The 15,463-nt window shown below is 57.2% G+C and carries 10 protein-coding genes; all 10 read right to left on the bottom strand.

Annotated features, from left to right (window positions below):
• Window positions 1–15: 15 nt before the first annotated feature.
• On the bottom strand, window positions 16–945 hold the full coding sequence (fmt, locus tag ACI6NM_RS01945) for a methionyl-tRNA formyltransferase (RefSeq protein WP_262427415.1): 930 nt from the start codon (window positions 943–945) through the stop codon (window positions 16–18).
• Window positions 945–1,421: a peptide deformylase gene (gene def, locus ACI6NM_RS01940; RefSeq protein ID WP_022273672.1), complete on the bottom strand. Its 477-nt coding sequence runs from the start codon at window positions 1,419–1,421 to the stop codon at window positions 945–947. The genes fmt and def overlap by 1 nt, the downstream gene beginning before the upstream one ends.
• 18 nt (window positions 1,422–1,439) lie before the next feature.
• Complete coding sequence (gene priA, locus ACI6NM_RS01935; protein WP_262427416.1) at window positions 1,440–3,644, bottom strand: replication restart helicase PriA; 2,205 nt, start codon at window positions 3,642–3,644, stop codon at window positions 1,440–1,442.
• A 98-nt stretch (window positions 3,645–3,742) separates the two neighbouring features.
• Window positions 3,743–5,128 carry a UDP-N-acetylmuramoyl-tripeptide--D-alanyl-D-alanine ligase gene (locus tag ACI6NM_RS01930; protein ID WP_215652972.1) on the bottom strand — a complete coding sequence of 462 codons (1,386 nt, stop codon included), beginning with the start codon at window positions 5,126–5,128 and terminating at the stop codon, window positions 3,743–3,745.
• A complete protein-coding gene (locus ACI6NM_RS01925; protein ID WP_262427417.1) occupies window positions 5,129–6,598 on the bottom strand; it encodes a UDP-N-acetylmuramoyl-L-alanyl-D-glutamate--2,6-diaminopimelate ligase in 1,470 nt (489 codons plus the stop codon).
• A gap of 82 nt (window positions 6,599–6,680) precedes the next feature.
• A complete protein-coding gene (locus ACI6NM_RS01920) occupies window positions 6,681–8,351 on the bottom strand; it encodes a formate--tetrahydrofolate ligase (protein ID WP_215652970.1) in 1,671 nt (556 codons plus the stop codon).
• Window positions 8,352–8,429: 78 nt separating this feature from the next.
• A complete protein-coding gene (locus tag ACI6NM_RS01915; protein ID WP_262427418.1) occupies window positions 8,430–11,666 on the bottom strand; it encodes an FtsK/SpoIIIE family DNA translocase in 3,237 nt (1,078 codons plus the stop codon).
• A 168-nt stretch (window positions 11,667–11,834) separates the two neighbouring features.
• Window positions 11,835–12,548: a ClpP family protease gene (locus ACI6NM_RS01910; protein ID WP_262427419.1), complete on the bottom strand. Its 714-nt coding sequence runs from the start codon at window positions 12,546–12,548 to the stop codon at window positions 11,835–11,837.
• Window positions 12,549–12,617: 69 nt separating this feature from the next.
• Complete coding sequence (locus tag ACI6NM_RS01905; protein WP_262427420.1) at window positions 12,618–14,249, bottom strand: C40 family peptidase; 1,632 nt, start codon at window positions 14,247–14,249, stop codon at window positions 12,618–12,620.
• 138 nt (window positions 14,250–14,387) lie between these two features.
• Window positions 14,388–15,395: a dipeptidase gene (locus ACI6NM_RS01900; protein WP_022274675.1), complete on the bottom strand. Its 1,008-nt coding sequence runs from the start codon at window positions 15,393–15,395 to the stop codon at window positions 14,388–14,390.
• Window positions 15,396–15,463: the final 68 nt, after the last annotated feature.

Below are 15,463 nucleotides of genomic sequence, written 5' to 3'. Positions count from 1 at the left end.
ATATCTCCTCTCGTCTTATGCTCCCAGGACCGTACCGTCCTCCACCTGGAAGCCTCTTAAGAAAGCGGCTGTATCCATCCGCTTTTTCCCCTCCAGCTGGAGCTCCTTGATGGAAAGAAGATCCTTTCCCGTCTCCACCAGAAGGCTGTCCCTGGAAACCGCAGCCCGTCCGGGAACTCCGGTCCCGTTTCCCGGGACCACCTCCGCCGCCCAGATCTTTACGGTTTTTCCATTTAAGGATGTATAAGCGCTGGGCCACGGGTTTAACCCCCGGATCAGACGCTCGATCTTTTCTGCCTCCATGGACCAGTCGATCTGTCCCATAGATTTCTTTAACATTTTCGCGTAAGGCGTGTCCGGCTCTCCCTGGGGCGTCCGCACCGCTGTCCCGTTCTGGAGCTTTTCCAGAGTGGAAAGGATCAGCTCTCCGCCCAGAAGGCTTAACTTTTCAAACAGACTGCCGCCGGTCTCCTCTTTATCCAGGGGGATCTCCGCCTTTTCCAGCATATCTCCCGTATCCAGCCCCTCGTCCATGAGCATGGTGGTGACTCCGCTGACCGCCTCTCCGTCAATGACCGCCCACTGGATGGGCGCGGCTCCCCGGTATCTGGGAAGCAGGGAGGCATGGACGTTGACACAGCCGTACCGGGGCATTTCCAGGATCTCCTTAGGAAGGATCTGGCCGAAGGCCACCACCACAAAGGCCTCTGCATCCAGTCCCTTTAAAACCTCCATAAATTCCGGCTCCCGTACCTTTACCGGCTGGTATACCGGGATCCCAAGCTCCAGGGCCTTTTCCTTCACCGGCGTCATGAGCACCGACTTTCCTCTTCCTTTGGGCTTATCCGGCTGAGTCACCACTGCCAGGACCTCATGGCCTCCCTTTACCAGGGCCTCCAGGGTCGGCACGGAAAAATCCGGAGTTCCCATAAATACGATACGCATTATTCTTCACCCTCTTCATCGTTGTCGTGGAGCTCGCCTTCCACCCGTTCCACGTAAAGGATCCCGTCCAGGTGGTCGCACTCGTGGAGGATGCAGCGGGCCAGAAGGCCGTCAGCCTCGATGGTATATTCCTCCATATTCTCATTGAGGGCCTTTGCCTTCACATGCTCCGCCCGGGTCACCTGGCCGTTCTTTCCGGGTACGCTTAAGCACCCCTCGGCCCCGGTCTGGCTTCCGCTGGTCTCCAGGATCTCCGGATTGATCATCACGTACTGGTTTCCATCGTCCACATCAATGACCACGATACGCTTGCGGATGCCCACCTGGGGGGCTGCAAGACCGCAGCCGTTGTTCTCATACATGGTCTCGAACATATCCTCGATAAGCTCTTCTGTTCTTTCGTTCATTTCCTTTACAGGCTTGCACGCCTTTGTTAAGATTTCGTCTCCAATGACTCTGATCTGTCTGATTGCCATGTCCTTTTTCCTTTCCTCCTACTGCACCGCCGCCTGGAAGTTCACGTTTTTATACCGTTCGTTTTCCTCTTCCCGCTTCTGGGCAGACTTTCTGACTTTTAATAGTATATCATAACTTTCGCTCTTTATATATAAAATTTTTCTGTATATATCATTAACTTTATACGGAGAACCGTTGACCGGGCCGATGACGGAGATCTCCTCAAAGCAAAATTCCCGCCGGATCCATTTCTGGAGATCCTCCATGGCGGCGGCCGCTGCCTCTTCCTTCCTGGAGCTCAGCTGGATGGAGAGGAGGCCCGCTGCCGGCGGATACCCCATCATTTTCCGGTACAGGAATTCCTGACGGTAAAACTGGCCGTAGTCCTGCTCTGCCGCCGCCGTAATGGCAAAATGGTCCGGCGCATACGTCTGGATCACCACGTCTCCCGGGAGCTCCCCCCGTCCGGCCCGGCCGGATGCCTGGGTCAAAAGCTCAAAGGTCCGCTCAGAGCTCCGGAAATCCGGTGCATAAAGAGAAAGATCGGCCGCCATGACTCCCACCAGCGTCACCCTGGGGAAATCGTGGCCCTTGACGATCATCTGGGTCCCGATGAGGATATCGGCCTCCCCCTCCATAAACGCCTCCAGGATCTCCTCGTGGGCTCCCTTTTTCGCTGTGGTGTCTGCGTCCATCCGAAGGACCCTGGCCTGGGGAAAGGTCCGCTTTGTGATCTCCTCCAGCTTCTGGGTCCCGGAGCCGAAGGGGGCGATATAAGGAGAGCCGCAGACCGGGCAGACCCTTGGCATACGCATCTCATGGCCGCAGTAATGGCACCGCAGGATCCCGTCCCGGTGGTACGTCAGGCTCACATCACAGTGGGGGCACTTCATGGCCTCTCCACAGGAACGGCAGGAAACGAAGCCTGCATAGCCCCGGCGGTTCATGAACAGCATGATCTGTTCCTTCCGCAGAAGCCGCTCCTCCATCAGTTCCTTAAGCTTCCGGCTGAACATGGACCGGTTTCCCTCTGCCAGCTCCTCTCTTAAGTCCACCACATGGACCCGGGCCAGGCGGCTGTCCTTTTTTGCCCGGCGGCCCAGGGTCAGCAGGCCGTATTCTCCCCGCTCTGCCTTATAAAAGCTCTCCACAGACGGAGTTGCGGAGCCTAAGACCAGGGTGGCCTGGTTCATGGAGGCCCGCATGGCCGCCACCTCCCTGGCATGATACCGGGGAGACAGCTCGCTCTGGTAAGCCCCCTCGTGCTCCTCGTCGATGATGATGAGCCCAAGCCTCTCAAAGGGCGTAAAAAGAGCCGACCGGGGGCCGATCATAATGTCGATATCTCCCCTGGCGGCCCGGGCCAGCTGGTCGTACCGCTCTCCCGCCGAAAGCCTGGAATTGATGATGGAGACCCGGTTCCCGAACCGGCGGTAGAACCGCATGACCGTCTGATACGTCAAGGAGATCTCCGGGATCAGAACGATGACCTGGCGGCCCTGATCCAGCACATGGGAGATCAGCTCCATGTACACCTCTGTCTTTCCGCTGCCTGTGATCCCGTAAAGGAGCCACGTCCTGGCCTCCCCCGCATCCATGGAGGCCTTCACCGCAGCCGCAGCCCTTTTCTGATCCTCATTGAGGACCACAGGGGCTGGAGCCGGAGCATATCCCTTCACCGGGTCCCGGCTTTTTTCCTCGGTCCGGATCTTTAAGATCCCCTTTTCCTCCAGGGGCCTTAAGGAGGCCGCTGTGACCCCCAGCTTCTGGGCCGTCAGCCGGTACGGCAGCTCCCCGTTTTCCAGCAGCGCCTTATAAAGCCGGATCCTGGCCTTATATTTCTTTTTTTCCGCTTCCCTTAAAAGCCCGGAAAGCTCCTCCCGGGACCGCAGGGCCACAATGGTCTTTTCCTCTTTTGGGGCCACAGCGGATTTCACCGGCATCACCGTCTTTAAGGCCTGGTTCATGGTGGCTCCGTACCGTTCCTTCATCCACCAGGCCAGACATATCATCTGCTCCTGGACGGAAACGGCCCCGGGATCCACCTCCCTCAGGGCTTTGAGCTTTTCCGGGGCAAAGGAGGGCGTATGGCTTAAGGAGACCACATAGCCCTTCCGCAGGGTATCTCCCCGCCCAAAGGGAGCCAGCACCCGGACGCCCACCCGGACTCTGCCAAGAAGCTCCGGCGGGATCCTGTACTGGAAGACCCGGTCCACGTTGGTGACCGAAAGGTCGATGATCACATCCGCATAGACCGGAGCCGTCTCCTTCTCTCCCGGTCCTGCCGTCCTGTCCTTTGTTTCCAGATCCTCCGCCTCCCTTTCTTTCTGTCTTCCGGTCTTTACTCCGGCCTGTTTTCCATATATCTGGCCGCCACCTTAAAAAGCGCCATGGAATTGGCTCCCTTAAAGAGGACGCAGTCCCCGTCCTGTAAGGCCTGATCCAGGTAGGCGGTCATCTGGTCTTTATCCGTAAACTCTGCCACAGGTGCGCCGGAGCGCTTTTTAAATTCCTCTGTCAGCGCCCTGCATTCTGCGCCCAGGGTCACCAGCAGATGGATCCCGGCCTCTGCCGCAAAGACCCCCACCTGTCTGTGGGCGCTTTCTGTTTCGCGGCCCAGCTCCCGCATCTCTGCCAGGACCGCCACATGGCGCCTTTCCGGGTGAAGCTCCTTAAAGACCTGGAAGGCCGCCTTCATGGATTCCGGGCAGGCGTTGTAGGAATCGTCCAGGATCGTAAACCGTCCGGTCTCATGGACCTGCTGGCGGTTTTTGAAGCCCTGGCCCGTAAGGAGACCCCTGGCCGCCTCCTCCATGGTCATGCCGCATTCCGCGCAGACGGCCATGGCCGCCATGGCGTTCATGACATTATGCTGCCCCATGACGTTTAAGCGCACCCTCTGGCGGTCTGCTCCATGGACTGCCGTAAAGGAGGGAAAGCCGTCCTCAAAGCAGATGTCCACAGCCCGGAAATCACAGTTCTCCCCGGTGCCGTAGTATACGGTCCTTAAGCCCTCCCGGCCCTGGACACCTTTAAGGAGAGGATCGTCTCCGTTTAAGATCAGGAGCCCTCCGTCCTTCATGCCGTCGGTGATGTGAAGCTTTTCCCTTAAGATATTTTCCTGGGAGCCCAGCTGGCCGATGTGGGTGATCCCGATGTTGGTGATCACCGCCATGTCCACCCGGGCGATGTTTGCAATGACCGTCATCTCTCCCGGCTCGCTCATGCCCAGCTCGATGACGCCCACCTGGTCATTTTCTGTGATCTCTGACAGGGTCACAGGCACTCCTACCTGGCTGTTGCTGTTCCCCGGGGTCTTATAGACACGGAATCTGGCCGACAGGGCGGCGGCGATCATCTCCCTGGTTGTGGTCTTTCCCACGCTTCCGGTAACGCCCACCAGCGGCAGGGTCAGACGGTCCCGCAGATAGGATCCGATCTTCTGCAGCGCCTTTTTCGTATCCTCCACCCGGATCACGGCGCAGCCGGCCCCGCCCTCCGGAAGCGTAAGCTCCTGGCTGGTCAGCACTGCCGCCGCCCCCTGGTCCATCACCTGGGGAAGGAAGCGGTGGCTGTCCACCCGCTCGCCCAGCAGGGGCACAAAAAGGTCTCCCGGCTCCACCTGCCTGGAATCCAGGCGGATATGGGAGACGGGCGCTTCCTCACTCCCCGAGACCAGAACGCCGCCGCTTCCAAGGACCAGATCTTTTACTGTTACATGTTCCATTTATCTTATCTCCTTTACCGCTTCTTCCACCACTTCCCGGTCCAGGAAATGATGGCGGACGCCCTCGATCTCCTGGTAGTCCTCGTGGCCCTTTCCAATAATGGCGATCATATCCCCCGGCTCCGCATGGTGCACCGCATAAAAAATGGCCTCTCTCCGGTCCGGGATCACCAGATACCTTCCGCTGGTCCTTGCCATTCCGGTCTCGATGTCTTTTATGATATCCTCATTCTTCTCAAACCTCGGGTTGTCGGCGGTGAGGATACAGAGATCCGCCATTTTTCCTCCGATCTCTCCCATGGAGTACCGCCGCTCCTTTGCCCGGTTCCCGCCGCAGCCAAAGACGCATATCAGCCGCTTCGGGCTGTAATCCCGGAGGGTGGATAAAAGGCTTTCCATGCTCATGGCGTTGTGGGCGTAATCCACAATGACGCTGCACCGCTCCGACACATGGGCGATCTCCATGCGGCCGTCCACCCGGACATTTTCCAGGGCGCGGAGGAGCTTTTTATCATGGCCCTCCTCTCCCAGGGCCAGACTGCACACAGAAAGGGCCGCCAGGGCGTTGTCTGCATTGAACCGTCCCGGCATTCCTACCCGGACCCTTCCGCTTAAAGCGCCGTCCATATCAAATTCCACGCCCACGAACTGGTGGTCGCTGGCATAATGGAGGCCGCTTCCGGTAAAGTCTGCGCCGCGCTCCAGGCCATATGTATACAATGTACAGGAAGCATCCCGGACCACCTCTTCATAATGGTCCATGGCCCGGTTGACAACGCCGGTCCGGCAGACCGTAAGAAGCCTGGATTTATAATAGAGATACTCCTCAAAGCTTTCGTGCTCCTTTGGTCCGATATGGTCCGGGGAAATATTGGTAAACAGGCCGAGATCAAAGCAGATGCCGCCCACCCGGTGGAGCATCATGGCCTGGGAGGAGACTTCCATGACCATATGGGTGCAGCCTGCCTCCACCATTTTTGCAAAATATTCCTGTACCAGATAGGATTCCGGGGTGGTGTTGGCTGTGGCATATTTTTCCGTGCCGATGACAGCCCCATTGGTGCCGATGAGCCCCACCTTTTTACCGGCGGCCTCCAGGATGGCCTTCACCATATAGCTGGTGGTGGTCTTCCCCTTGGTCCCTGTGATCCCGATGGTCACCAGCTTTTCGGCCGGATAGCCGAATCTGGCTGCGGAAAGCTCCGCCAGGGCCAGACGTCCGTTTTCCACCCGGAGCACCGTCACATCCCCGGGTACCGTCACATCCTTTTCTGTCACCAGGACCCGGCAGCCCTTCTCCAGGACATCCGGGATAAAGGTATGGGAATCCCTGGCGCTCCCTCTGATGCAGACAAATACCGTATGGGGCCGCGCCTTTCTGGAATCGTAGACCACATCCTCCACATCCTCGTCCAGGCTTCCCTGTACCAGGGTGTACGCCAGTCTTCCAAGCCAGTCTCTGATCTTCATTGTCCACTCTCCTTCTGTCAAGTCCAAAAACAGGCGGGGTCCGCCGTATACGGACCAGGGCCCCGCCTGTTCTTCCTTTTACTTAGAATAATCCTGTGATCTTTCCATTCTCATCCACATCGATGCTGTCGGCTGCCGGTTTTTTCGGAAGGCCCGGCATGGTCATAATGGCTCCTGTCAGGGCCACCACGAAACCGGCTCCGGCGCTCACATATACGTCGCGGACCGTCAGCTCAAAGCCCTCGGGCCGTCCCAGCTTCGTCTGGTCGTCGGATAAGGAATACTGGGTCTTTGCCATGCAGACCGGAAGCTCAGAAAAGCCCATGTCTGTGATCTTGGCAATGGCCTTCTTTGCAGCCGGGGAATAGGATACGCTTCCGGCTCCGTAGATCTCCTTTGCAATGGTCTCGATCTTCTCAGCGATCCCCAGGCTGTCTTCGTATAAGGGCTTAAAGTGGCTTTCCTTTGTCTCCAGGGTCTTGAGGACCTTCTCCGCCAGCTCCATGCCGCCGTCGCCGCCCTTGGCCCATACCTCGGACAGAGCGAACTCACAGCCTCTTTCCTCACAGAAGTTCTTAATGAACTCGTATTCTGCCGGAGTATCTGTTAAGAAGGAGTTTAAGGTCACCACCACCGGAACCTGGTATTTCTGGATATTTTCAATGTGCTTTTCCAGATTCACGATACCCTTTTTAAGGGCCTCCAGGTTCTCTGTGGAAAGCTGATCCTTGGGAACGCCGCCGTTGTACTTTAAGGCACGGACCGTGGCTACCAGGACCACCGCATCCGGCTTTAATCCGGCCTTCCGGCACTTGATATCAAAGAATTTCTCTGCTCCCAGGTCTGCGCCGAAGCCTGCCTCCGTGACGGTGATGTCAGAAAGCTTCAGGGCCGTTCTGGTGGCCATGACGCTGTTGCAGCCGTGGGCGATGTTGGCGAAGGGGCCGCCGTGGACCAGGGCACCCGAGTGCTCCAGGGTCTGGATCAGGTTGGGCTTTAAGGCGTCCTTTAAAAGAGCGGCCATGGAGCCCACCGCATGGAGATCCTTTGCAGTCACCGGCTCTCCTGCAAAATTATATGCCACAACGATCCTTCCCAGACGTTCCTTCAGATCGTCCATATCTGTGGCCAGGCAGAGGATGGCCATGATCTCAGAGGCAACGGTGATCACGAAATGATCCTCCCGGACAACGCCGTCGGCCTTGGCTCCCAGTCCGATCACGATATTTCTCAAAGCGCGGTCGTTCATGTCCAGGCACCGCTTCCAGAGGATCTGCCGGGTGTCGATGCCCAGGGCGTTCCCCTGCTGGATATGGTTATCCAGAAGAGCGGCTAACAGGTTGTTGGCCGTGGTAATGGCGTGGAAATCACCGGTAAAATGCAGGTTCAGATCCTCCATGGGCACCACCTGGGCGTATCCGCCGCCGGCAGCTCCTCCCTTGATCCCGAAGCACGGTCCCAGGGACGGCTCTCTTAAGGCCAGCATGGTCTTCTTTCCCGCTTTTGTGAGGGCCTGGGCCAGTCCGATGCTGGTGGTGGTCTTTCCCTCTCCGGCCGGAGTCGGGTTGATGGCAGTCACTAACACCAGTTTCCCATCGGGTCTTTCCCTGACCTCATTCCAGAGTTCATTGGAGATCTTGGCTTTATACTTTCCATAGAGTTCCAGATCGTCTTCAGAGATCCCGTACTGGGCAGCCACGTCCTTAATGGGCAGCATTTTCGTTTCCTGAGCGATTTCGATATCTGTTTTCATAGTCCCTCTCCTCTTCTTGTTTCATTGTATCTTCACGCCGTTTCCGGCATCCGATCCATCTCCGCGCCTTCCTTCCGGCTAATACCCTGCCTCTGTGAAGGCGTCAAACTCTTCCATGGACATGAGGATCTTTCTGGGCTTGGTGCCCTCTTCCTCTCCCACGACCCCGGCCTCGGCCAGCTGGTCCATGATCCTGGCAGCCCGGTTGAAGCCGATCTTGAACATCCGCTGGAGCATGCCGATGGAAGCCTTATCCTTTTCGATGATAAATCTTCCTGCATCAAAGAACAGGGTATCCCGGTCACTGCCGCCGGAAGCACCTCCGGCTCCTCCGCCCTGGTTCATCTTCTGCTCCACCGATCTGTCATAGCCTGTATCCTCATTCTGCTCCTTGATATAATCCGTCACCTGGGAGACCTCCTGGTCGGACACAAAGGCTCCCTGGACCCTTAAGGGCTTAGGATAGCCAGACGGATAGAACAGCATATCGCCGTTGCCCAGAAGCTTTTCGGCTCCGTTCATATCCAGGATCGTTCTGGAATCCACGCCGGAAGCCACTGAAAAAGCGATCCTGGAGGGCACGTTGGCCTTGATGACACCGGTGATGACGTTGACCGACGGCCTCTGGGTGGCGATCACCAGATGGATCCCGGCTGCCCTGGCCAGCTGGGCCAGACGGCAGATGGAATCCTCCACCTCGCTGGATGCCACCATCATAAGATCTGCCAGCTCATCGATGATGATCACAAGCTGGGGAAGCTTTGCAGGGATCTGGTCCGCAGGCACATCCCCGGCCTCCATAAGGCTCTTCACCCTCGCATTGTATCCCTTTAAGTCTCTTACATTGCTCTGGGCGAACTTCTGGTACCGGTCCATCATCTCTGCCACCGCCCAGTTTAAGGCTCCCGCAGCCTTTTTGGGGTCCGTGACCACAGGGATCAGAAGGTGCGGGATCCCGTTATAAACAGAAAGCTCCACCACCTTGGGGTCGATCATGATCAGCTTCACATCCTCCGGCGAGGATCGGTAGATCAGGCTCATGATCATGGTGTTGATGCCCACGGACTTACCGGAGCCGGTCTGGCCGGCGATCAGAAGATGGGGCATTTTTGCCAGATCCGCCACCACCGGCTGGCCGCCGATGTCCTTTCCCACGGCAAAGGCCAGGCTGGAGGGGTGCTGCCTGATCTCCGGGCTCTCCAGAAGCTCCCGCAGATACACAATGCTGTTGACCTTATTGGGGACCTCGATGCCCACAGCCGCCTTTCCGGGGATGGGAGCCTCGATCCGGATGTCGGTGGCCGCCAGGTTGAGCTTGATATCGTCGGCCAGGGACTGGATCTTGCTGACCTTCACTCCCTGCTCCGGATGGAGCTCATACCGGGTCACAGTGGGCCCGCAGCTGATATTGGTGACGGTGACGCCCACGCCGAAATTCCGAAGCGTCTGCTGTAACTTAATGGCCGTCTCCTTAAATTCCTTTTCTGACTGGCCGGAGGCCGCCCCAGGCCCCTTCTTCAAAAGCTCCAGCGGCGGGGCCACATAGGGCTTTCTGGGTTTTTCCTCTTTTCTCTGGATCTCCTGGCGCACAGCGGCATCGGCAGCCTGCCTCTCTTCGGCCGCCTTTGCTGCCTCCGCCTCCCGCCTCCTCTTTTCCGCCTTCTGGCGGATGATCTCCTCCGCATCGGTCTCGATGACCTTCCCGGCGGCAGTGACGATCTGCTTTTTCTCCTCTGCCTTCTGGAGGACCGGGATCTCCCCGGTATTTTCTGTTTCCGCTCCGGACAGGACCCGGCCGGCCTGGATCTCCTCTGCTTCCGGGAAAACAGGCGCAGGCTCCGGCTCTTCTTTGGCGTCATAGGGCGGCTGGACCGATACAGGCTCCCAGTAATCCTCTGTCACCGCATAAGGCTCTGTATCCAGCTCTGCCAGGGACTCCAGCTCTCCGGTCTGGTCCTTTTCCGCATTCTGGAGGTTCCCGTTCCCGTCATAATCCTCATCCAGCCAGTAGCCGTCGTCCTCCGGCTCTGCCGGAGCATTCTTTGTCTTTCCAGGCTTTGCCATGGTCTCTCCCGGCTCCTCCCAGGGCTCCGTGAACGTCTCAGCCTCCGGAATGGCTTCAGAGGCAGCCTGTGCCGCCGTCTGCTCCATGGACGGCCTTCCTCCCTCCGGGAATACGTCCATATCTTCAAAGTCCCGGCTGCTGCGGCTCAGAAATACATCCTCGTCCCTGTGGGGCCTGGAAAGGGACAGATCCTCGTCAAAGGGAACTGTCTCCTTTTCCGGCTCCTTTCCGGCCATGGTGATATTCCCGCGGAATACATCTGCCGGATCCGGACGCGTCTCTTCCTTTTCCTCCTGTACAGGGGACGGCTCCGGCTGGGGCGGGATGCCCAGGGCCGCTCTCCGCTCCTCACGGTCTCTTCTGGCCGCTGCGCGGGCCTTCTCCTCCCGTTCCACAGCCGTTTCCATTTTTTCCTCCGGCTTTCTGTCAGCACTGAAACGGGCCAGATCCTCCTCTGTCACCGGCATGGCCATATCCGGCGTAAACCGCTCCGGCCGCCCGGCTGAAAGATCCGTAGAGTGCAGATTGACTCCCTGGACCCGCTGCTCCTCCCGCAAAAGCCGTTCTTCCTCTTTCTTCTCCTGGCGGATCTCCTTTCTCCGCTCGTGATCCTCTCTGGCGTACTGGTAAGCCTTTCCGCTTCCTTTTTTAACTGCCATCACAAAGGATCTCTCCGTGATGCAGACCAGGCAGAGGATCATGAACACCAGAAGCAGTATGTAAGAACCGGTGGCGCCCACAGTCTTATGGAGCGCCAGCACCAGCGCGCCGCCGATGACGCCGCCGCCCATGCCGCTTTCCCCGGCTGTTTCATAGATCTCCTTAAAGGTCTGGCCTTCCTGGTATCCGCCGCCGAAGATGAGCTGCGCCAGTCCGCAGAGCACGATCAGCAGCACCTCCACTGCCAGCATCTTATAAACGGCCCGGATATTTCCCTTATTGGAGGCATAAAAGATGGTGCCTAAAAATAAAAGGACAGGCGCCACGTATCCGATGCTCCCGAACACTCCCAGGAGCATGCTGCTGAACATATCCCCCAGCATGCCGCAGATATGGAAATTGCTCAAAAATAAAAATACACAGACGGCAAAGGTCCCCAGGATCACTGCCTCAGACTGCAAAAAGCTGCTGTCCGCCTCCTGTTTCTTTGTCCCTGTCCGTTTTGCCGCCGTCGTCTTCGTTCCCGCGGTTTTCTTCCCGGCTGTCTTTCCTGATGCCGTTGTCTTCTTTTTTGTATTACTTCCAGCCAAAATGAAAGCCCCCTATCTAAAAATCAGGGCAAAAACCCTCATTAAATAGTATACATAAAGTTTCTGGAAATTGCAACTTCTATCTGGGGGATGGGATCCGGGAGCCGGAAAAGCCTTGCCGCAGGCGGAAGGCCCGGCCCCCTCCCCTGCAGCAGGCTCCTGCCAGTTTTATGCCTGCTTTTCCCCGGTCCCCTTTCTTCCGGAAGAACCTGTTTCCCCGATCATCCCGTAAAGCTTCGCCAGGGCCTCCCGGATCCCGCCCACCTGGTCGATGAGTCCCTTTTCCACCGCATCCTTTCCCACCAGCACCGTCCCCAGATCCCGGGTCAGCATCCTGGTATTATGCATCAGCGCCTTTAAGCCGTCGTAGGAAATACGGCTGTGTTCCGACACAAAGCTCAGGATCCTGTCCTGGATCATTTCAAAATAATCATACGTCTGGGCAGCTCCTATGACCATTCCGGTCATCCGCACCGGATGGACCATCATGGTGCCCGTGGGTACGATAAACGAATAATCCGAAGCCACAGCCAGGGGCACGCCGATGGAATGGCTGTCCCCGATGACCAGGGAGACCGTGGGCTTGCTTAAGGACGCCAGCATCTCCGCCAGGGCCAGTCCGCAGCTCACGTCTCCGCCCACCGTATTGATGAGCATCAGGATCCCGTCGATGTCCGGATCGTCCTCCACCTTCGCAAGCTCCGGCAGGATATGCTCATACTTGGTGGTCTTAGTGCTGCCCGACAGGTTTTCATGGCCTTCGATCTCCCCGATAATGGACAGCAGATGGATCCGTCCCTTCCTCCCGCCTCCCAGGGTCACCTGGCCGTTTTCCCGGATCCGTTCCTCCTGGTCCTTTTTTTCGCTGGCATCATTTCCCATAAAAAAGCTCCTTTCCCACACAGTTTTTTCTTATTCTGTGTGAAAAAGGAGCTTTCTATGCATTCAGGATCAGTCGCCGATGACGTCCACGATCTTTAAAGGCGACCGGTAGTTCCAGGAAGAGATCTTGATCCCACTCCTTCTGCTGGCCGCATGGATGATCTGGCCGTTGCCGATATACATGGCCACGTGGTTGATCTTTCCACGGCTGTTGCCATAGAAGATCAGGTCTCCGGGCCTCATCTGGCTGGATTTGATCCGGGTGCCCCGCTTGGCCTGGTCCCCGGAATAGTGGGGCAGGGAAATGCCGAAATGCTTCATCACTGACATGGTAAAGCCGGAGCAGTCGGCTCCCCGGGTGAGGCTTGTCCCGCCCCAGACGTAGGGATTTCCCAAAAACTGCATGGCGTAGTTTACGATCTGGCTTCTGAGGGAGGCGCTCTCCTCTGCCGGAGAGAATTTAATGGCCTCTGCCAGGGCATACCGCACATCCACGTAATCGGTGGAAACGTAGGCCGCAGATACCTCATCGGCCCCGTCACCTTCTCCGCCCTCGTCGAACTCGATCTTTACCCAGCCGTCTAACTGCTCGGCCACATGGTATCTCTCATTGTTGGAGATCTGGGTCCAGATCTTGGCATCGGTGCTGGGCTCCGTCCGGGCGTTCAGCCGGTCGGTGCTGACAATGGCCATGAGCTCCGCGTGCTCCATGGCTGCCTGGCGGGCCGCATCTCCGGTGAGAATGAACTCACTGCTCACATAACCGGTGATGTTGCCGGAACGGATCTTATACCAGCCGTTCCCCGTATCCTCCAGGATCTCACAGCCGGCGTAGCTGGGGAGCTTTCCGATCACCTTCTCGTCCTTTCCGGCTCCCTGGCGGATGTTCAGGTAATTGGTCACATTGGACACGCCGGGATTGTCATAATAATTGAGGACCATGGCCCGGACATCCAGCTTCCTGGCCTCATTTAAGGAAAACCGCTTTTCCGCAAACTCAGAGGAGATATAGCCGCCCTCGATCTGGTACCAGCCGTCCTCCTCCCCCAGGATCTCATACCGCTCTCCCTCTAAGCACTGGCCCACGATGTTGGAGTCAGTGGAGGGCTGCTCCCGGATATTCAGATTGTCGGTGGTGACCACCGCCCGGTCTGTGACCATGGACAGGGCCTTTTCCTTTGCTGCATCGCCGGTGATCACATACTCAGAGCTCACATAGCCGTCGATGCCGCCGGAATTGACGTGATACCAGCCGTCCAGGGTCTCCTGGACCTCACAGGCGCTGCCGTCCATGAGCTTTCCCACCACCTGGGAACCGGACTCCGGCTTTTTTCTCATATTCAGATAGCCGGACACCTGGACGACCCCGATATTGGCATAGGAATCCACCACAGCCTGGGCGTTGGCAAGCCGCTCCGCATCCCTGGCCTGGCGGGAGGCCTCCTCAGCGGCCAGCGCGCTTTCATCCAGAGTCCCGGCTTCAGGGCCCGTTTCCCCTTCCCCGGAGGTTTCCGTTGCTGCCGCCGGCTTTTTATCCATATATCCCTTTACGGCCCTCCCGCCGAAAAAGATCCCGGCCGCAGCCACGCAGACCACCGCGGCAGCCAGCGCATATTTTCCATAGGGCGGACGGTTCCGTCTCCGCCTCCTGGCCCGGTTTAAGGACGCCATATAATCCGCTACATTTCCTTCATCTTTCATTCTTAAAACACTCCATAGAAATTCATTTGGTTATAAGTCTACCATAAAAGCTCGAAAAAAGCAAAAGAAAAGAATGCGTCCGGGAGTATTTTCCCAGGACGCATTCCTTCATCCTCCATTTTTCCAGCCATCCGGCCTTTATTTCAGGATCTCCCGGTAGACACGGAAAACATTTTTATAGAAGATCTTCTCGATCTCCTCTGTGGAAAAGCCTTCCTTCTCCAACCGGGCCGCCAGAAGCTGCATGTCTCCGGCATTGGTGATCTCCATGGACACGGCCGCTCCGTCAAAATCCGATCCCAGGCCCACGGAATCGATCCCGCCCACACGGATGATGCGGCGGATATGGGCCACCATATCGTCCAGGGATGTTTTCATGGGATCCCCGAATTTTTCCTTATCCCGGAGGAATTCCGTAAAATAGTTGACGCCCATGACGCCGCCCTTTTCCCCGATCCCGCGGATCATCTCATCCGTCAGGTTCCGGCAGTGACGGCAGACGGCTCTGGCTCCGGAATGGCTGGCCACAAAGGGACGCTTCGCATGGCTGATCACATCCAGGATCCCCTTATCGCCCAGATGGGACACGTCGGCAATGATCCCCAGGCGCTCCATCTCCTCCAGGAATTCAAAGCCCTTTTCCGTAAGTCCCTTTTCTGTTTCCGGTACGAAGGAATCCTGTCCCGGTCCCAGATATTCATACCGGTTGGGGTACGCCAGCTCGTTGGGGAAATTCCAGGTGAAGGTGAACATACGGACGCCCAGCTCGTAAAAGATCCGGAGATATTCCAGCTTTCCCTGGCAGATGGCGCCCTCCTCCATCGTAAGGAGGGCGGACATACGTCCCTCTGCCATATTTTTTTCAATGTCCCGGAAGCTTCTTACGATCCCGATCCGGTCCGGATATCTGCGGAGCTCTGTGAAAAACGTATCGATGAGACGGAGCGCATACTCCGGAAGGGGCATTTTCCCCTTAAGATTCTCCATATGGGCGAATACGGCAAAGTTCTGTACCGCATAATCCCCCCGCTCCATTTTCTCCAGGTCGATGTGCAGGTTGTTTTTTAAGATCCCGCATTCTTCTCCTGCCTGGCGCTTTGCATAGATCTCAGCAATGGTATCGCAGTGCATGTCTGCAACTTTCATTTCCTATGTACCTCCCAATCATTCTGTCTTTCCCCATTATAATCCAGGAATGGGCATTTGTCACCTTC

Source organism: Pilosibacter sp. YYHA0881 (assembly GCF_051602715.1).
GTDB lineage: Bacteria > Bacillota > Clostridia > Lachnospirales > Lachnospiraceae > Alitiscatomonas > Alitiscatomonas aceti.
The sequence above is the reverse complement of the archived record's forward strand: the minus strand, read 5'-3'. Positions and strand labels throughout refer to the sequence as shown.

Coding starts and splice junctions, on each gene's coding strand:
- ACI6NM_RS01905 (WP_262427420.1), bottom strand. CDS start 14,249: ATGAAAGATGAAGGAAATGTAGCGGATTATATGGCGTCCTTAAACCGG.
- ACI6NM_RS01920 (WP_215652970.1), bottom strand. CDS start 8,351: ATGAAAACAGATATCGAAATCGCTCAGGAAACGAAAATGCTGCCCATT.
- fmt (WP_262427415.1), bottom strand. CDS start 945: ATGCGTATCGTATTTATGGGAACTCCGGATTTTTCCGTGCCGACCCTG.
- def (WP_022273672.1), bottom strand. CDS start 1,421: ATGGCAATCAGACAGATCAGAGTCATTGGAGACGAAATCTTAACAAAG.
- ACI6NM_RS01910 (WP_262427419.1), bottom strand. CDS start 12,548: ATGGGAAATGATGCCAGCGAAAAAAAGGACCAGGAGGAACGGATCCGG.
- ACI6NM_RS01900 (WP_022274675.1), bottom strand. CDS start 15,395: ATGAAAGTTGCAGACATGCACTGCGATACCATTGCTGAGATCTATGCA.
- ACI6NM_RS01925 (WP_262427417.1), bottom strand. CDS start 6,598: ATGAAGATCAGAGACTGGCTTGGAAGACTGGCGTACACCCTGGTACAG.
- ACI6NM_RS01930 (WP_215652972.1), bottom strand. CDS start 5,128: ATGGAACATGTAACAGTAAAAGATCTGGTCCTTGGAAGCGGCGGCGTT.